The 18,714-nt window shown below is 62.8% G+C and carries 16 protein-coding genes and 1 pseudogene; 7 read left to right on the forward strand and 10 right to left on the reverse strand.

Annotated features, from left to right (window positions below; translation table 11 throughout):
- Positions 1-56: 56 nt before the first annotated feature.
- Positions 57-836: an SDR family NAD(P)-dependent oxidoreductase gene (locus BM399_RS09920; RefSeq protein ID WP_092867566.1), complete on the reverse strand. Its 780-nt coding sequence runs from the start codon at positions 834-836 to the stop codon at positions 57-59.
- A 181-nt stretch (positions 837-1,017) separates the two neighbouring features.
- Here BM399_RS09920 and BM399_RS09925 point away from each other — a divergent pair, with 181 nt between their 5' ends.
- From BM399_RS09925 to BM399_RS09935, 3 genes are all read left to right on the forward strand, one after another.
- Complete coding sequence (locus BM399_RS09925) at positions 1,018-1,920, forward strand: AraC family transcriptional regulator (RefSeq protein WP_092867567.1); 903 nt, start codon at positions 1,018-1,020, stop codon at positions 1,918-1,920.
- Between the two features lie 53 nt (positions 1,921-1,973).
- Positions 1,974-3,200 (forward strand): FAD-dependent oxidoreductase, encoded by a 1,227-nt coding sequence (locus BM399_RS09930; protein WP_092868151.1) that lies wholly within the window; start codon positions 1,974-1,976, stop codon positions 3,198-3,200.
- Positions 3,201-3,307: 107 nt separating this feature from the next.
- Positions 3,308-4,189, forward strand: coding sequence for an MBL fold metallo-hydrolase (locus BM399_RS09935; protein ID WP_244531181.1), 882 nt, complete (start codon positions 3,308-3,310; stop codon positions 4,187-4,189).
- Positions 4,190-4,277: 88 nt separating this feature from the next.
- On the opposite strand, the pseudogene BM399_RS21540 reads toward BM399_RS09935, so the two are convergent.
- Positions 4,278-5,081, reverse strand: a pseudogene (locus BM399_RS21540) (DUF1499 domain-containing protein); the annotation flags it as partial.
- Between the two features lie 68 nt (positions 5,082-5,149).
- Positions 5,150-5,818, reverse strand: coding sequence for a pyridoxamine 5'-phosphate oxidase (pdxH, locus tag BM399_RS09945; protein ID WP_092867570.1), 669 nt, complete (start codon positions 5,816-5,818; stop codon positions 5,150-5,152).
- Positions 5,819-5,975: 157 nt separating this feature from the next.
- On the opposite strand from pdxH, the gene BM399_RS09950 reads away from it, so the two are divergent.
- Positions 5,976-6,428, forward strand: coding sequence for a hypothetical protein (locus BM399_RS09950; RefSeq protein ID WP_092867571.1), 453 nt, complete (start codon positions 5,976-5,978; stop codon positions 6,426-6,428).
- Positions 6,429-6,568: 140 nt separating this feature from the next.
- Here the strand turns inward: BM399_RS09950 and BM399_RS21500 are convergent, their stop codons facing one another.
- The gene (locus BM399_RS21500) at positions 6,569-6,703 is read right to left on the reverse strand and encodes a hypothetical protein (RefSeq protein ID WP_280140547.1); all 135 of its coding nucleotides are present in this window, start codon (positions 6,701-6,703) and stop codon (positions 6,569-6,571) included.
- 174 nt (positions 6,704-6,877) lie between these two features.
- Positions 6,878-7,120, reverse strand: coding sequence for a hypothetical protein (locus BM399_RS09955; protein ID WP_092868152.1), 243 nt, complete (start codon positions 7,118-7,120; stop codon positions 6,878-6,880).
- Positions 7,121-7,407: 287 nt separating this feature from the next.
- Here BM399_RS09955 and lexA point away from each other — a divergent pair, with 287 nt between their 5' ends.
- Positions 7,408-8,199 (forward strand): transcriptional repressor LexA, encoded by a 792-nt coding sequence (gene lexA / locus BM399_RS09960; protein WP_092868153.1) that lies wholly within the window; start codon positions 7,408-7,410, stop codon positions 8,197-8,199.
- 36 nt (positions 8,200-8,235) lie between these two features.
- On the opposite strand, the gene BM399_RS09965 is transcribed toward lexA, so the two are convergent.
- On the reverse strand, positions 8,236-10,593 hold the full coding sequence (locus BM399_RS09965; protein WP_092867572.1) for a ComEC/Rec2 family competence protein: 2,358 nt from the start codon (positions 10,591-10,593) through the stop codon (positions 8,236-8,238).
- A gap of 113 nt (positions 10,594-10,706) precedes the next feature.
- Here BM399_RS09965 and gltX point away from each other — a divergent pair, with 113 nt between their 5' ends.
- Complete coding sequence (gene gltX / locus BM399_RS09970) at positions 10,707-12,248, forward strand: glutamate--tRNA ligase (RefSeq protein ID WP_244531182.1); 1,542 nt, start codon at positions 10,707-10,709, stop codon at positions 12,246-12,248.
- 189 nt (positions 12,249-12,437) lie between these two features.
- A complete protein-coding gene (gltA, locus tag BM399_RS09975; RefSeq protein WP_092868154.1) occupies positions 12,438-13,748 on the forward strand; it encodes a citrate synthase in 1,311 nt (436 codons plus the stop codon).
- On the opposite strand, the gene lpxB is transcribed toward gltA, so the two are convergent.
- The 4 genes from lpxB to lpxD are packed head-to-tail and all read right to left on the reverse strand — an operon-like array spanning position 13,709 to position 18,600.
- Complete coding sequence (lpxB, locus tag BM399_RS21545; protein ID WP_342028746.1) at positions 13,709-16,177, reverse strand: lipid-A-disaccharide synthase; 2,469 nt, start codon at positions 16,175-16,177, stop codon at positions 13,709-13,711. The genes gltA and lpxB overlap by 40 nt on opposite strands.
- 8 nt (positions 16,178-16,185) lie before the next feature.
- A complete protein-coding gene (lpxA, locus tag BM399_RS09985; RefSeq protein WP_092867574.1) occupies positions 16,186-16,992 on the reverse strand; it encodes an acyl-ACP--UDP-N-acetylglucosamine O-acyltransferase in 807 nt (268 codons plus the stop codon).
- Complete coding sequence (gene fabZ, locus BM399_RS09990; protein WP_045835644.1) at positions 16,985-17,488, reverse strand: 3-hydroxyacyl-ACP dehydratase FabZ; 504 nt, start codon at positions 17,486-17,488, stop codon at positions 16,985-16,987. The genes lpxA and fabZ overlap by 8 nt, the downstream gene beginning before the upstream one ends.
- Before the next feature lie 50 nt (positions 17,489-17,538).
- Complete coding sequence (lpxD, locus tag BM399_RS09995) at positions 17,539-18,600, reverse strand: UDP-3-O-(3-hydroxymyristoyl)glucosamine N-acyltransferase (protein WP_092868155.1); 1,062 nt, start codon at positions 18,598-18,600, stop codon at positions 17,539-17,541.
- Positions 18,601-18,714: the final 114 nt, after the last annotated feature.

Below are 18,714 nucleotides of genomic sequence, written 5' to 3' on the forward strand. Positions count from 1 at the left end.
TGCGGCCCTGGGTCCCGGCTCTGCGCTACGCTCCGGCCGGGATGACAGCTGGCGTATCACAGGTTCGTACCGCCGGAGACTTCGAGGCGCTGAGCCGTCATCCAGCGGTTCTCGTCAGCCAGCAGCAATGCGATCATCGGTCCGATGTCGTCGGGAACGCCGACGCGCCCCAGCGCCGTCACCGATGCGATGTGCTTGTTGATATCGGCATTGTCTCGCACGAGGCCGCCGCCGAAATCGGTTTCGATTGCTCCCGGCGCCACCACGTTGACGGCGATGCCGCGCGGTCCGAACTCTTTCGCCATGAAGCGCGTCAGCACTTCGATCGCTCCCTTCATGGCAGCGTAAGCTGCGAAGCCCGGCATCGTGAAGCGCGCGAGGCCCGAGGACAGATTGACGATACGGCCGTTGTCGGCCATCAGCGGCAGTAGCTTCTGCGTCAGGAAGAACACGCCCTTCAGGTGAACATTATAGAGCTCGTCGAAATCGGCTTCCTTCATCTCCGCGATGGACCCGATCAACCCCATGCCGGCGTTGTTCACGAGATAATCGAACGTGTCCCGGCCCCATTCAGCCTTCAGCGCCTTGCGGACTTCGGCGACGAAGGCATCGAACGAGGCGACGTTGCCGGCGTCTAGTTGCAGGGCGACCGCCTTGCGGCGGCGCTTTTCGACTTCCGACACCGTCTTCTCGGCTTCTGCGCGATTGGAACGATAGGTGAAGATCACATCGACGCCCCGCTCCGCGAGGCTCACCACGGTGTTCTGTCCGAGCCCGCGGCTGCCGCCTGTGACGATGGCGATCTTCTGACCCGATGCGCTTTTTACCTGTGCCATTGCTTGCTCCTCAAACGAATATTTGTGAGCGGACTATCTATGCCGCGACGGCCGTTTCCTGAATACCGGAACTCTCAAATTTCTTGCCTAATCCTCCAAACGGGCTTGGGCCGTGGTCTCTCTTGCCCTAAGTTAACCTGCAGCCCGGCACGATATCGTCTGCAGAGGGAGAAGCTTCGAGATGCTCAATTTGAAGACGGCGCTCAGCACCTACGCCGATGCGAACGGTGGCGGCGAAGGCGTTTTCGACACGCCGATCCCGGGCTTCACCTTCATGCGCACGAGCCGCGCCACACTTCCGCGTCACATGGTCTACCGGCCATCGCTGTGCATCGTCGCGCAGGGCGAAAAGCAAGTTCTGTTCGGCGAAGAGACCCTCACCTACGGCGAGATGCAGGCGTTGGTCTTCAGCGTCGAAATTCCAGCGCTCGGGTGGGTCTCGAAGGCGAGCACGGAGAAGCCGCTGCTCGGGCTCATCCTCGAACTCGATCTCGGCATCATGCGCGAGGTGATGGAAGAACTCGAAACGCCGCCTCAGCCCAACGACGATGGCGGCGTCGGCGTCTTCGTCAGCAATCTCGAAGGACCGCTTTCCGATTGCACGGCGCGGCTCTCACGGTTGCTTGCGACGCCGAACGCCATTCCCGTTCTCTATCCCACGATCATGCGCGAGATCTCGTTCTGGCTGCTGACGGGCGAATACGGCGGCGAGTTCTGCAAGCTTGTCTTGCCCAACAGCCGGACGCGGCGGCTCGCTGAGGCGATCCAAGTCTTGCGCGAGGATTTCTCTCGTCCCATTCGCATCGAGCAGCTCGCGTCCGTCGCGCGAATGAGCACGTCGTCGTTTCATGCGCATTTCAAAATGCTGACGTCGATGACGCCGCTGCAATATCAAAAGCAGCTTCGGCTTCTCGAAGCGCGACGGCTTATGGCGGCTGGCGACATCAACGTCGCGGGCGCGGCATATCAGGTCGGCTACGAGAGCGCCTCTCAATTCAGCCGAGAATATGCGCGCATGTTCGGTACGTCACCAAAGCGCGACGTCGTCGATATCAAATCGTTGGCGCTCGGGAGCCCGGTATGATCCTTGAAGCGGGCGCTGCGCCTGTTCCGGAACCGTCAGAAAGCGAAGAGGACATGGCGGCGAACCGCGAGATCCACACGACGTGCGCCATCGTCGGCGCGGGACCTGCCGGTCTCATGCTCGGCCTTTTGCTCGCGCGTGCAGGCGTCGATGTGACCGTCGTCGAAAAGCATGGCGATTTCCTGCGCGATTTTCGCGGCGATACGATCCATCCGTCGACGTTGCAGGTGATGCACGAGCTCGGTCTTGCGGATGAACTCCTGAAGCTCCCGCACACGGAAGCGCGCACGCTCCATGCGGAGGTCGAGGGCAAGGACATCAAAATCGCGGATTTCTCCTGGCTGCCGACGCGGAACCGCTTCATCGCGTTCATGCCGCAATGGGACTTTCTCGATTTCCTCGCGCGCGAAGCGAAGCGTTATCCGAATTTCCGTCTGCTGATGCAGAGCGACGTGACGGACCTCATCATCGAAGGCGACCGGGTCACGGGGCTTCGTGCGGCGACAGCCGAGGGACCGCTGACACTCCATGCGTCGCTCGTCGTCGGCGCCGACGGCCGCAATTCGGTGACGCGCAAGCTCGCAGGGCTCGAAGTCGAAAGCTTCGGGAACCCAAGCGAAGTGCTCTGGATGAAGCTTTCGCACGCCGCCGGCGATCCGGTGCAGACCATGGGTCATGCGGGGCCGCAGCAGGGCTTCGTGATGATCGATCGCGGCGACTACTGGCAGTGCGGATATATCGTTCGCAAGGGAACCTATGAGGATATCAAGGCTGCGGGAATCGAGGCATTCCGCAAAACGGTCAGCGCGGTCTCGCCGCTGCCGCCGGAGCGGCTCGATGAAATTCGATCGTTCGACGACGTGCATCTTCTGAGCGTCAAGATCGATCGCTTGAAGCACTGGTGGCGGCCGGGCCTTCTCTGCATCGGCGATGCGGCGCATGCTATGTCGCCGATCGGGGGCGTCGGTGTTAACCTCGCCATTCAGGATGCGGTTGCGAGCGCGAACATACTGACGGCGCCGCTGAATGAACGACGTCTTTCCAATGCGCATCTCGCGGCTGTGGAAATGCGCCGCACGTTTCCCACCAAGGCCACACAAAAGTTGCAACTAATGATGCGCCGAGATCGTAGGAAGCGGGAAGCCGACGAACGTACGAGATCCGGTCCGCCGGGGTTTGTGCTCGGCATCGCCCGATGGCCGATCCTTGCGCATCTCGCGGGCCGTTTGATCGGTCTCGGGTTCCGTCCGGAACATGTGCGAAATCGCGCACGGCATTAACCTGCGTCGAATTTCGGGGTATTCGTCGTTTGCCGGTGTTCCCTATAAGCGGGCCATAATTCAACGAGGGGTCACGGGGTTTGGATTCACTTAATTTCAAAACAGAGATGGCATTCACCTACGGCGTACCGTCGCCGATGGGACCGGGGGTCATTCGCCTCGTCGCCGACAATCCGAGCCCTTTCACTTTCAAGGGCACGAACACTTATCTCGTCGGCTCAACGTCGCTCGCCGTCATCGATGCCGGACCCGATAGCGCCGAGCATCGCGCGGCCATTCTGAAAGCTGCGGGCGGCCGGCCGATCACGCACATCTTCTCGACGCATGCCCATCGCGACCACGTCGACGGTATCGCCAAGCTCAAGGCGAAAACCGGCGCCGTAACCGCCGCCTATGCGCGCGATCCCTCCACGGGGAAAATGGCGCTTGAGAACAGTCCTTCGGGAAGCTACTTCGTCGACTACGACTTCATGCCCGATATCGCGCTCAATGGCGGCGACACGATCGCGGGGGCGGATTGGGCGCTGACTGCGATCCACACGCCCGGGCACGCGCCGGATCATCTCTGCTTCGCGCTCGATGGCCGCCGCGTCGTCTTTTCCGGCGATCATGTGATGGCGTGGAATACGACCGTCATCGCGCCGCCCGAGGGGCGCATGGCCGACTACGTCTCATCGCTCGAAATTCTGCTCGATCGCAACGACGACGTCTTCCTGCCGGGCCACGGCGACCGTCTCAACGATCCGCAGCGGACCGTGAAAGCCTATCTCCTGCACCGGACGTGGCGCGAGAAATCCGTGCTCGATGCGCTAACCGGCGGCGCGACGACTATTCGTCGAATTGTCCCCGAGATTTACCGCGGCCTTGCCCCCCAGCTGATCCCGGCTGCGACGCTTTCCGTTCAGGCGCACGTCGAATATCTGATCGAGAAAGGTTTGGTCGCTTCCGATCTGCCTTTGACGCCTGACCGCGACCTTTCTCCGCTTTGAGCTTGTTCTTCTTCTCGACGGCGGCTTTGGTTTCCTTGTCGACGTCGGGAACGGAAGCTTCGAAGCGGCTCGCAACTTCCTTCAGGATCGCGCGCACGTGCGCGGCGTTGCGGCCGAAGTCGTTCGAGCCGTAGCGCGATGCCGATCTGATATCGACGCGAGACGCACCGTCCTCGCCCAGCACGCGAATGACGATGTCGTCGACGAGGCCGAGAACGGGCGATTGGTCGGCCAGCTCGATGAAGCCCGGCGCGTCCTGCTCGTCCTCCGGCGGGACTTCGAGCGTCGTCTTCAGCTTGAGCTTGGCGAGCGCCTGCAGCACCAGTTCGTAGCCTTCCTCGGTCGAGCGCGGAAGGATCAGGCTTTTGAGATCGGGATAATGTTCGCGCTGGAGCGCCGCGAACTCGTCTCCCGGATATTCGGTCGGATTGGCGTCGGCCGCGCGCTCATCCTTCGCCTCGGTGAACTCCGGCGGCTCGGCGAGATCGGTCGAGACGTCGTTGATCGGCGGCCACTTGAAGCTCATCGCCCAAACGCCCGCGGGAATGGCGAGCAGCCCCAGCGCCACGATCGCGCCGCAGAACACACGCGCCGCGCCGAGCCTTCCCGTCACCCAGATATCGAGACCGGCGACGAACGCCATCAGGAGCGACAGCCCAGCGCAGAAGATGACGATGTAGGCGATCGTCAGGGCGACCGGAGTCGGCAGCAAATGGAGGCGATGCAGAACCGCCGTCACGAGGGCCGCGACGGCTGCGAAGAGCGCGATGCGGCTCGTCCATTTCGCTAGAAAGGACGGCGGCCGACCGGCGGCGTAGTAGATCCGCGTCGACTGATAGCGGTCGCGCACCCGCCTTCTCGGGCGGCGTTCGTCGATGCGATCCGTTACCATTCAAGCCTCAAAACTCGAACCTCGCCACCGTACTTCCTTATGGCACAAGCGCTGCCTTTTGTGGTCACTCAAGGATAGAGCCGGGTTTTCTGCCAGGAGTCGCGCGGGGCGTCGCGGCGGAAAACGATGCGATCGTGCAGGCGATACGGCCGGCTCATCCAGAATTCGATCTCCACGGGAAGCACGCGGAACCCCGACCAGTAGGCGGGGCGCGGAATCGAATCTTCCGGGAACTTGGCTTCGAAATGATGAACCTTGGCTTCGAGGACGTCGCGCGACGACAGCGGCCGCGATTGATGCGACGCCCAGGCGCCGATGCGGCTCAGCCTCGGCCGCGTCGCGTAATAGGCGTCGGCCTCACCGTGGGAGACGAGGGAGACGGGACCACGAATCCGGACCTGCCGCTCCAGGCTCTTCCAATGAAAGAGCAGCGCGGCTTTCGGGTTTGCGAGCAGCTCGCGGCCCTTCGCGCTTTCGAAGTTCGTGTAGAAAACGAAGCCGCGATCGTTGCTCTCCGCCCCATCGAGGCCCTTCAGCAGCACCGTGCGCACGTTCGGCATGCCGCCGGCGTCGACGGTTGCGAGCGCCATCGCGTTCGGATCGTTCGGCTCGGATTTCTCGGCCTCCGACATCCACGCTTCGAACAGCAGGAACGGATCCTCGGCCGCTGAAAAATCCGGCGCCGCGATTGGGGACGCTGCTGGGGCCGATGTGGAGGCGCTTTCGCTATCACTCATGTTGCATGCTCAATGCTTGATCTTCGTTTCCGCGGCGCGCCGTTACAGCACACAACGATTGCACGTGTTTAGTACCTTTTAACCATACTGAGGCAGAGTACCCTTATCGTCTTGTTGGGCGAAAGATCGAGTTCAGTCCGCGTAAGAAAGTAGCGTCATGTCCACAAATGCGTCTCTTTTCTCACTAGCCGCGGCCGGCGCAACGGCTTTCGCGCTGGTTGCGGCGATTTTCGTACCTTACGGGCTTGCCTGGGCGGGAGACCAGCCCCTGGACCGGGCTCTCGCAGCGGCGGCTTGTCCGAAAACCGGCGAGACCGCCGAAAAACCCAATTTCATGGACGTCAAGGTCGCCCTCAATCAGGACGACGAATATGCGGCGCTCGAGAGCGTGCAGTTCGCCCTGACCGAGGTCGCAGACGGCTCGAGCTATGTCTGGCACCGCGCGCATGGCCGCCTCTCCGGCGTCGTCAAACCCATCTCGTCGTTCAAGGACACGCGCGGCAGCGTTTGCCGCCATGCCGTCGTCTCGCTGACCGGCCTCGACGCGACGAAGCAGACCGAAATCGTTGCCTGCCGTTTGCCGACGGGCATCTGGCAGCTCGAATCCTGAGTTTCCCCAAACTACGTTTACCGATCCTCCCAAACGAGAATGAAAAAGGCGGCGCAAGCTGCCTTTTTTGTTTGGCGCACGGCGACTCCCCTCCGGGGAGCCGGCCGCCGGCGCGGGCTTGGGGTGGCGTTCTGCGGAAATCAGCGTCGAGAGGAGGCGTGGAAGCTCGGGATGAAGTGATGTCCGGCGCGGCCGCCGGTGACGGCGTTGGCGATGAGCGTTCCGAGTACGGTGACGATGACGCCTATGACGATCTGCGAGAACCAACCCTGCATGGCCCGACGATGCCCGCTCAAAGTGCCCATTGTCCCAATTGCGCGCCCGGTGTTGAACCGGCGGCGACCGGGTTTCCGTCGCACGGCACGCGTGCTTTTGCGCGGCCGCGTCGCGGCGGAATTCGGGCACCCCTATTGGCGCGGGTTCTTCCGGCGCGGTTTATTCCGGCGCGTCTATTCCGGCTCGGGGGCCGCCGGCTTGCAGACGAGATCGATCTGCGTACACGTCGCGTTGCGCACGTCGATCAGCGGCTTGCACTCGGCGGCCGACTGCTCCTTCGTGCATTTCAGAGCCTTCGCCGTCGCTTCCTTGCAGAGCGCCTTCATGTCGTCGCAGCCGTCGGCGCGGGCCTCTCCTGCATGGAGCGCCAGCACTGCGATTGCCGCGAAGAGCGGCCGGGACCACTTCGTCTGCATTGCGCGTTCTCCCTCCCGTTGCTGCTCGTCAGCGGAGATTGGATTCGCTGCGCCCTTCAATTCGGCCGACCGGATCCAGCCGAATGGCCATGCGAGGCATTCGGGCCACTCGCGCGTTGCCATTGGCGCTGGCGAATGGGGATAACGCGGGGCGCGCTTGCGGAACGAGACAAGAACGTGTAGCGTACATACATGATTTGTACCGTCATTCAGCGGGGGTCCGATCGGTGGTCAGCGTTTCGGCCTGCGGTCCCCGCGCAGCCAAGGAAGGCTTGAGACGAAACGCGATGCTTACCGAGAAACAGAAAGACCTCCTGCTCTTCATCCATGCGCGCATGCAGGAACGCGGCGTGCCCCCATCCTTCGATGAAATGAAGGATGCGCTGGATCTGAGGTCGAAATCCGGCATTCACCGCCTGATCACGGCCCTGGTCGAACGCGGCTTCATCCGCCGGCTGCCGCACAGGGCGCGGGCGATCGAGGTCATCAAGCTGCCTGACAATCAGACCGGCGGGCAGACTGGCCAGAATGGCGGGCAGAACGTTGCACCAAATGCCGGCCAGCACGCGGGCCACAATTCAGGGGCGTCAGTCGCCTCAATGCCGCAACGCGGCGGCTTCCAGCCGAGCGTGATCGAAGGCTCCGGGCCGCGGGCGAGCGTTTCTCCCCCGCCGCCGTCGCACATCATCGATGCGCGGACGGTATCGATCCCCGTCATGGGCCGGATCGCTGCCGGTACGCCGATCAGCGCCATTCAAAACCACACCCACGACATCGCCGTGCCGCCCGATATCCTGACGAACGGCGAGCATTTCGCCCTCGAGGTCAAGGGCGACTCGATGATCGAGGCGGGTATCCACGACGGCGATACCGTCATCATCCGCCGCTGCAATAACGCCGAAAACGGGGACATCATCGTTGCTCTCGTCGAGGGCGAAGAAGCGACGTTGAAGCGGCTTCGCAAGAAGGGCTCAACGATTGCGCTCGAAGCGGCCAACCCCGAATTCAAGACGCGCATCTTCGGACCCGACCAGATCGACATCCAAGGCCGGCTCGTGGGGCTGTTGCGGCGCTACTGAGCTACTTGGCTCTAGTTGCGCGGGCGCTAGAGCACCCTACGGGGCGTCGCCGGCGACTGGCACGGCATTCGTGGACTCGGGCTCAAAGTCCGGCTCCTCGCCCGGATCGCTCTCGGCAAGGGTTCGCGGCTCGGCTTCGGCTTCGACTTCCGCAATTGACCGCGATGGCGCCCCGGCAGGTGGCGTTGCTCCGGGTGTCTCCAGGATGCGGGGTTTTGGAAGGCCGCCGGGCGTTTTCCGTTCGGGCATGACGCTCCACGGCCGCTCGCCGCGGTGGGATGCGACCGTCACAAGGTGCACGCGCGGCTCGGGGTTATCGTCGCTTCGATCGATGTAGAGGGCGTAGGCGCCGTTCCGCCAACGGTCGAAGACGTCGATGACGGTCGCCGGCACCGCGCAGTCCTCGGGCTTCGGGTCATTGATCACCAGCACATCGGCGTTGAGGCAATCGTCGGTCACGGCTGCCGGATGCCGGGCGACAGCAACCGTTGCGCCTTTGACGTGGGCAATGCAGCCGACCGCGTCACACGAGAACGCGTCACCGGACTGCGCCTCGCGCGCCGTCCGGCCGTCGCCGTCGTATTCGAGCCAGCGGTCCAGATCGTATTTTGCGCCCTTGTTCGGCAGTGCGGAGAGTTTTCCGGACGTATCGCGCACGGCGATCAGCCCTTTCTGGCCGATGAGGATATCCGGGCGTGACATCAAGGGCGCTCCGAGCACGCCCAGAACACAGAGCGCAATGCCGAAGAGCCGGATTCGCGTTTGCCAGAGCGAAAGCCAAATTCCGCCGGCGAGCATGAGAATGAACGCGAATGCCGGAATTTCCGGAAGGTGGCCGACGGCACCGGGCAGCGCGCCGACCTTGTTCGCGCACCAGGCCATGCCTTCGATGCCCCAGCCCATCGGCATCAGGGCGAACCATTCCAGTCCGAACGGCATCAGAACCATCGCCAGCAGGGCGGAGGGCAGGACGATGATGTTGCAGATCGGGATGGCGATCATATTGCCGAGCACGGCATACTGCTGACTCTGGTGAAAGTTGTAGGCGGCGAGCGGAGCGACGGCCACGCTCGCGATGAGCGTCGAGGCGACGATCTCGCCGAAGAATTTCAGCACCTTCATCGCCGGGTGCGGCCTCGACTGACGTCCCAGAAAATTACTCAACGTTTCGTGCGACGCGATCAGGGCCGTGACCGCCGCAAAGGACATCTGAAAGCCGGCGTCGAGCAGGCTTTCCGGATAGACGATGAGGATCAGGAATGCGGCGAGAGCGACGTTTCGCAACGCCAATGCAGGGCGATCGAGAAGGACGGCTCCGAATATGATGAGGATCATCAGCGCCGAACGGACAGTCGCAAATTGTCCGCCGGAAATGGCGAGGTAGGCAATTGCGCTCAGTATTCCCGCTACCGCCGCGATCTTCTTGATCGGCATCGTCAGCGCGATCAGTGGAACGGCCGCAAGCAGCAGGCGGACCGAATAGAATACGGCTCCGGCCGCGATCACCATATGCAGGCCCGATATCGACAGGATGTGAAAGAGGCCCGAATTCTTGAAGGCGTCATTCGTCGCGGTGGTTATCCCTCCTCGCTCTCCCGTGATCAGCGCCAGCGCGATCTCGCCGGTTTCTCCCGGCAGCGCCTGGCGAATGCGCGCGGCGATTGCTTGGCGAATGTTTTCGATTGAGCGGCGGTACCATTGTGAAAGCGTGCCGCTATCGCTCTGGCCCTCGATCTGAGGCGCTGCGAATGCGTAGCCGACGGCGCCGACGGAATCGAACCATGCCGTGCGGGCGTAGTCGAAGCCGCCGGGAAGCGGTGGTTTCGCGGGCGGCGACAGGTTTGCCTTTATCCGGATGAGGTCGCCGGGCGCCGCGGGCGAACGCGCCGACATCGTGCGCACGCGAATAACGGCCGGCGTTTGCTCGGGCGCGAGGCCTGCGATGCTCGGCGATTTGATCGTGAGGCGCTGGCCGCGCGGGATCTTCGCTTCGACCATCGTCACGGTGCCGGTGATCTCGACGCCGTGGAGCGCTTTCGTCAGAACCGGCGCACGCACCGCTTCGACGCGCAGTTTCGCGATTGCAAATCCGGCTCCGGCCAAAACGAAAGCCGTCACAATCGTTGCGGCCAGCGTTCCTCCGCGGACGGCCAGGCGCAAGATGAGCGCCAGCACGAACGGCACGCACGCGATGATCGTTGCAGGCTCGACGGGTAATGCGAAGTAGGCCGCGATGCCTACGCCCAGGCAAACCGGAGCCCATAGAAAAAAGCTTTCCCGCTCGGCTTCGAAAAGAAGCGCAGCGCGGCTGGTCCCGTGCTCGGGGAGCGCCGGAAATCCGGTCTCTCTTCCCGCGTCCCGACCTAATTCCGGTCCCGCCGCCTCGACCGACATGCCCCGCCCAACGCGCTGCCGAAGGCCGGTATTTCCGCCCTCTTAACTTGTCCCACCTCACATGCTACGAGCGGAACCTCATTCCCTCAATGGCAGGCGAGCAAAAAGGTCCAATGTCCGTGACCACTACACCGAGTGCGCCCATCGTACGATTTGCACCCTCTCCTACTGGGTATCTGCATATCGGGGGGGCCCGCACGGCGCTTTTCAATTGGCTCTACGCCCGCGGCCACGGTGGACGGTTCCTTCTGCGCATCGAGGATACCGATCGCGAGCGCAACAACGAGGCGGCGGTTGCCGCGATCCTCGACGGCGTCAAATGGCTCGGCCTCGACTGGGACGGCGATGTCGTTTCGCAGTTTTCGCGGGCCGACCGGCATCGCGAGGTTGCGAACGAACTCTTGAAGCGCGGGGCAGCCTACTACTGCTATTCATCGCCTGCCGAGATCGACGCGGCGCGTGAAAAGGCAAAGGCCGAGGGCCGGCCGCAGATCTTCCTTTCGCCCTGGCGGGATCGCGATCCGCAGGATGCACCAAAGGAGGTCAAGCCGACGATCCGCCTCAAGGCGCCGCGCGAGGGCGAGACGATCGTCAACGATCACGTGCAGGGCCGCGTCGCGTTTCCGAACAAGGATCTCGACGACCTGATCATTCTCCGATCGGACGGCAATCCGACGTACAATCTCGCCGTCGTCGTCGACGATCACGACATGGAGATTACGCACGTCATCCGCGGCGCCGATCATTTGACCAACGCCGCACGCCAGACGCAGATCTATCAGGGCATGGGGTGGACCGTTCCGGAATTCGCGCACGTGCCGCTCATTCACGGTGCGGACGGCGCGAAGCTCTCGAAGCGTCACGGCGCGCAAGGCGTCGAAGAATACCGCGATATGGGCTACCTGCCGGTCGCACTGCGCAATTATCTCGTGCGCCTCGGCTGGAGCCACGGCGACGACGAGATCATCTCGACCGACGATCTTATTCGCTGGTTCGACATCGACGGCATCAACAAGAGCCCGGCGCGGCTCGACTTCAAGAAGCTCGACGATCTGAACGGGCACTACATCCGCGCCTCGGGGGACGAAGAACTCGAAGCGCACGTGCGCGGAATGCTGCCTCATCTCAATTTTAAGGCGCTCGTGGAAATCCCGTCCGATCCGAAAGCGCCGGCACGCCCCGACATCGCACTCGCGCGCGAAGTGTTGCGGCAGCTTCCCGCCGTTTCGACGGGCAAAGAACTCGCAGATCTTTTCGCCGCCAAGGGATGGGGAAAATTCACGGCGGCCATTCCGTCCCTCAAAGAGCGCTCGAAGACTCTCGCAGAACTCGTTGGCGGAGCACTATTCATCGTTGCGGAGCGGCCGCTCAAACTCGAGGACAAGGCAGCGAAGCTTCTCGGGCCGGAAGGCCGCGCGTCGAACGCCGAAATTCTCAAGCTGCTTTCGGCCGTCTCGGAGCAGGAATGGTCGGCGCCCTTGCTGGAAGCGAAGGTAAAATCCTTCGCCGAGGAAAAGGGTTTGAAACTCGGCAACGTCGCGCAACCGCTGCGGGCAGCACTCACCGGACGCGCAGTTTCGCCGCCGGTATTCAATGTCCTGGAAGTGCTTGGCCGTGACGAGAGCCTCGGCCGCATCGGCGACGCCGCCGGTTAACCCGGAATCCGGATGTCTTAACGATCCCTTGCCGCACCGCAAAAAATCCGTTAAATCCTTCAATAGCCGACTGCTTTTGTGAAGGCCGCCGAACATTCTGCGGGCCGCCGACATCGCGACCTATATGACGGGGGAAGGCGATAGTTACTTCAGGCATCGGCGGTGTCTTCCGGGGCGAAGGTGGCGATCATGAATATTCACGACAAAGCTTCAAAGGGCGCGACCAAGCCCAGCGCGACATTGACGGTCGACAACAAGCAGGTTCAGCTCTCGGTGCGTTCCGGTACCATCGGCCCTGACGTCGTCGACGTCGGCAATCTCTACAAAGACACCGGCTGCTTCACGTACGATCCCGGCTTCACCTCGACGGCGAATTGCAAAAGCTCGATCACCTACATCGACGGCGATAAGGGCGAGCTGCTCTATCGCGGCTATCCGATCGATCAGCTCGCGGAAAATACCAATTTCCTGGCGGTCTGCTATCTGCTGCTCTACGGCGAGCTGCCGACGAACGGCGAGTTCATCAATTTCCGCAAGACCATCACGAACCACACGATGGTTCACGAGCAGATGACGCGGTTCTTCACCGGATACCGGCGTGACGCGCATCCCATGGCGGTCATGGTCGGAACGGTCGGCGCGCTGTCATCGTTCTATCACGACTCGACCGACATCAACGATCCGGCGCAGCGCGAAGTCGCGAGCCAGCGCATGATCGCCAAGATGCCGACGATGGCGGCAATGGCCTACAAATATTCGATGGGCCAGCCCTTCATCTATCCGCGCAACGATCTCGACTACACATCCAATTTCCTGCAGATGTGCTTCGCCGTTCCGTGCGAACCCTACGTCGTCAATCCGACCATCTCGCGGGCACTAGATCGTATCTTCATCCTGCATGCCGATCACGAGCAGAACGCCTCGACGTCGACGGTGCGGCTGGCCGGCTCCTCCGGCGCCAATCCTTTCGCGTGCATCTCGGCCGGCATCGCTTGCCTTTGGGGGCCCGCGCACGGCGGCGCCAACGAAGCTGCGCTGAACATGCTGAAGGAGATCGGCACGGTCGATCGCGTTCCTGAATTCGTGAAGCGCGCGAAGGACAAGACGTCCGGCTTCCGGCTCATGGGGTTCGGCCATCGCGTTTACAAGAACTACGATCCGCGCGCCAAGGTGATGCAGAAGACCTGCCACGAGGTGCTCGATGCCCTCGGCCACAGGGACGATCCCCTGCTCAAGGTCGCGATGGAGCTCGAGCGCATTGCGCTTCAGGACGAATATTTCATCGAGAAGAAGCTCTACCCGAACATCGACTTCTATTCCGGCATCACGCTCAGGGCGATGGGCTTCCCGGTCGATATGTTCACCGTGCTGTTCGCTGTCGCGCGCACGGTCGGATGGATCGCGCAGTGGAAGGAAATGATCGAAGATCCGGAGCAGCGCATCGGCCGCCCGCGCCAGCTCTACATCGGGCCGCCGCGCCGGGATTTCCCGGCCGCCTGACCCGCGACAACCGAAAGCACGACGTTAGCTGCCGCCTCGCTCGGACTCGAGGCGGTGAGGCGAAGCTTTTCCGGCGCCAAGCTTAGTCCATCGAGTTGCGCCGAGCGGGCATCGGTATCACCCAGAAGCGGCTCGATAGCGTTTGCCAGATTTTCGGCCGTGCACGCTTCCTGGAGATATTCGGGATAGACGTTCTTGCCGATCACAAGGTTGGCCAGAACCACGCTCGGCACTTTCAACAGGAATCGCAGGTTCGACATTATCGCGTCGACCTTGTAGGCGACGACCGATGGCGTGCCCGCGAGCGCAAGCTCGAGCGTTACGGTGCCCGATGCCGCGAGCGCTGCGCGCGCGAGGCGCATGGCGGCGTATTTATCGTCCGCGTCGATGATGTGCGGTTTCGGCGTCCATGTAGACGTCTTCGCGGCGATGCGGTCTCGCAGGTGGCGGACGGCCGGGATGACGACCTCGATCGGGCCCTTGGCGGATGAGACGCGCGCGACGGCCCCGCCGAACACGTCGATCAGCCGCTCGACCTCCGATGTCCGGCTTCCGGGCAAGACGAGAAGAACTGGGCGATCCTGCGCGATACCGAGGCGCGACGCGAGGCTGCTCGCATCGGCATTCTGGATATCATCGAGCTTCTCGATCAGCGGATGGCCGACATACGTGCACGCGGGGCCGCCGAGACGCGCGTGCGCTTCGGGCTCGAACGGCAGCAGCGCCAAAACATGATCCACGTAGGGGCGCATTTTCTTCGCGCGTCCCGGCCGCCAAGCCCAGACGCTGGGACTGACATAGTCGAGGATCGGAATGTTCGGTGCGCGCTTCCTGATGCGCTTCGCAATCGGGTGCGTGAATTCAGGGCTGTCGATGATGACGACGACGTCGGGCGCGAATGCGACAGCCGCGTCGACGGTCTGATAGACGCGCCGCAGGATGCGCGGAAGCTTCGGCAATATGGACAGCGGGCCCATGACGGCCACGTCCTCGATGGGAAAGAGTGAACGGACGCCCTGCTCCGCCATCTCCTCTCCGCCGACGCCTGAGAAGTCGATGGGACCCGAATGCTGCTTCTCGAGTGCGCCGATCAGCTTGGCGCCCAACGCGTCGCCCGAGTGCTCACCCGCCACGAGAAAGATTTTCAATGGCTTCGGTCCTGATCCGAGGTTTGAAGTGGCAACGAACATCGCGGACCTGTTTGCCAACTGAATGACTGGGGAAGATTTTCCGAGACCGGAGCCGTTCGCCGTGATTGCGAGCCCGATCAGGTGAGCGCGTTGAGCTGCACCGATCAGTGCTTCATCGAGCTGGTGCTCTGGTCCGACGACCAAGACGCCACGGCGTCGCGTATTGGTGCCGCGAAGCGTTCGGACGCGTTCGACGACGGTCGTCGGTTCTTCCGAGGCGCCGACTGCGAGGATGCGTCCGCCATCGATGACGACAGCCGAGCTGCCGCCGAACGATGTGAGTGCCGATAAGACGCCGCTCGCTCGTGCGATATCGGCTTCGGCTGAAGGATTGATTGGATGTTCGCCCGCGGCGCGGACGCCGAGCTTCTGAGCTTCCCGGGTGCCGGGCTTGGTTTCCTCGGCCCGTATGCCCTGGACGAACAACCCTCTCTCATCGGCGAGCGCGATCATCTCAGAACGGTTGGCGGTGAGGACGTGATCGGCCATGACGGCGATGCCGCAAAGCCCGGCTGCATCGGCCTGGGCGACCGTATTCGGTCCGATCGCCGGCAGATCGACGCGAAGATCCTGGCCGGGCTTCGGACGCTTGACGAGAACGCCGTAACGTTCGCGATCGCCCCTCGCGTGGCGCGCTTCGGCGACGCGCTTCAGCATGCGGTCAGTACCTTCGGCGCCTTCGATCGCCTCGATGCGGCCGCGGCTCACCACCACCGCTTGGCCGATATCGTACCGGCCGAGTGCGGCGACGAGATCGAAGCCGCGTGCGATGTCAGCTGCGTTTTCAGCCGAGGCGGAGGTTTTGGTCAGATTGCCGTCGCCGACGAGCAGCTCCGGCGCGACTTCATCGACGCCGACGATGCGAAGACCGAGCGCTTCGAATTGGGCGAGAACCCCGCGCAGTACGGCGTCGTCGCCGCCCGCTTTCAACAGCTTCACCACTGCCGGAGCGAGACGCAGAAAAGCGAGATCGGGGCGCGCGGTCAGAAACGAAGGACGGCGATAGCCGCCGAGCAGCAGCGCGTCACTGATGCCGGCCCGCCTGAACGCCGCCATCGCGCGTCCGGGCTGAGCCCAGTTGACGACCGTATGTGGAAACGCGCTGAGCGCCGGATCGGCGGCGCCCTCCACCATGACGATGTGAACCTCGCCGCCGCGGCGCGTAACACTTTGGGCGACTTCAAGAGGAAGCGAGCCTGCTCCAGCGATGATCCCGATGCGGTTCATCGGATCGACCATGGGCGGTTTCAGCTCTCTTCGCCGTTCTTCGGCGTGCACAGCGATCGCTTGCCGCCCTGGCGAATGAACGCGAGGATTTCCTGCACGGAGGCGTGGCCCGCGAACTCCTCGGCGACGTCTTCCATGCGCTCGACCAGCGTGCCTTCAGCGGCGAACAGCAGCCGGTAGGCGCGGCGAAGATCGTGAATATCGTTGCGGGAGAAGCCACGCCGCTGCAGGCCAACGATGTTGAGGCCCGAAAGATAAGCGCGATTGCCGAGCGCCATGCCGTAGGGAATGAGATCGTTCTCGAGGCCCGACATGCCGCCGACGAAGGCGTGATGGCCGACGCGGGCGTACTGAATGACTGCGGCCCCGCCGCCGATGATCGCGAAATCGCCGACGTTGCAATGGCCCGCGAGCATGACGTTGTTCGAGAAGATCACCCCGTTGCCGACGTGGCAATCGTGGCCGACGTGGCTGTTGGCGAGAAATGCGCAGCCATCGCCGACGACCGTCACCGAGCCGCCGCCGGCGGTGCCCGGGTTCATCGTCACGCCTTCGCGAATGATGCAGTCCGACCCGACAGTCAGCGAGCAGGGCTCGCCTTTGTATTTCAAATCCTGCGGCTGATGGCCGATCGACGCGAAGGGGAAAATGCGCGTGCCCGAGCCGATCTCCGTCGTTCCGGCGACGACGACATGGCTCACGAGCTCGACGCGCTCGCCGAGCGTGACGTCGCGGCCGACGACACAGAAGGGCCCGACCTTCACGCCTGCGGCTATCTTTGCCCCGTCTTCGACGACGGCCGTCGGATGGACTTCCACTTCAGCCATTTTGGCTCGCAAATGCGCGCGCGTCGGCGGTGTCTGCCAGCATGGCGCTGATTTCGGCCTCGGCCACGGTCTTGCCGTTGACCTTCGCTTCGCACTTGAAGCGCCACACGCGGCCGCGATTGCGGACCTTGCGTACGTGGTAGTGGAGCTGGTCGCCAGGGAGCACGGGTTTGCGGAACTTGGCGTTATCGATGCCCATGAAATAGACGAGCTCGGCCTTGTAGTCGTGGCCGACGTTCGAGACGCAGAGCGCGCCTGCCGTCTGCGCGAGGCCCTCGATGATGAGCACGCCCGGCATCACGGGAAACTGTGGGAAGTGACCTTGAAAGAACGGCTCGTTGATCGTGACGTTCTTGACGCCGACGCAGCTCTCGTCGGCATCCATATCGTACATCCGGTCGACCAGAAGGAACGGATAGCGATGCGGCAGGAGCTTCATCACCCGGTTGATATCCGCGGTGCCCAGGGTCTTGACCGCCGTTGCCTTGCCTTCCATCGTCGTGTGCTCCAAAAAAATTATGCTCGACCGATCGAGCCTGCCGGGCGTCAGCCTTCTTCAGGCTCCGGCGTACCGTCCTCATAGCTGTCTTTATCGCGCGCGACGAGCCGCTTGATCATGGCCTGTTCACGGGCGGATTCGCGCAGCGGCTTTGCCGGAGTGCCGAAATAACGGGCGCCCGGCGGCACATCGTGCGTCGGGTGCGAGGCCCCGCCGACTTGTGCGCCGCTTCCGATCTTGATGTGGCCCACAGTTCCCGATTGGCCGCCCATGACGACGAAGTCGCCAAGTTCGGTCGAGCCCGAGATGCCGCACATCGATACGATCACGCAATGGCGACCGATGATGACGTTGTGCCCGATCTGGACGAGATTATCAATTTTCGAGCCCTCGCCGATGATCGTATCCTTAAGGGCACCCCTGTCTATGGTTGTATTTGCCCCAATTTCCACGTCGTCCTGGATGATGACCCGGCCGATCTGCGGCACTTTGAGATGGCCCGTGCGCCCCATGGCGAAGCCGAAGCCGTCCTGGCCGATCCGGACGCCGGAATGGATGATAACCCGGTCGCCGACGAGCGCATGGGTCACGGTCGCCAGCGGGCCGATGAAGCAATCACGCCCGATTGTGACGCGCGCCCCAATGACCGCGCCAGCCGCGATGCGCGTTCCGGCCCCGATCTGAGCCTCACGGCCGATAACGGCCCCAGGCTCGATCATTACGCCTGCTTCGAGGACCGCCGTCGGATCGACCGGCGGTGCGCCGGCGGTCGCCACCATCGGCTGCATGGCGGCCGGATAGAACAGCGCCAGGGCGCGGGCAAAGCCGTGATAGGGCTGCTTGGTGATGAGCGCCGTCGTTCCGGCCGGAACGCGGTCCGCGATCGCCGGAATGACGAGACAGGCACCGGCCTTCGTCGCGTCGAGCTGGGTCAGATATTTCTTGTTGTCGATGAAGGAGATATGGCTCGGGCCTGCTTCGAAAAGCGGGCGCACGTCATCGATCTTGACCGCCGGGTCCGCGCCGTTCGCGATTTCCGCGCCTGCAGCCGTTGCGACTTCCGAGAGTGCATACGGCCCGGCACGTTCAAAGAATCCGGGATGCTCCATAACGCCGCCTCCGGTCCGCTTTTGTTTCAGATCTGTCAATTTTGGAAGCGTTGAATGAACGACGCGAGGGATGTTGGCAAGACCCTCAGGCAAATAGCCAGTTCAAGTAGGTGA

Origin of the sequence: Hyphomicrobium facile (assembly GCF_900116175.1) — a bacterium.
Taxonomy (GTDB): Bacteria; Pseudomonadota; Alphaproteobacteria; order Rhizobiales; family Hyphomicrobiaceae; genus Hyphomicrobium_B; species Hyphomicrobium_B facile.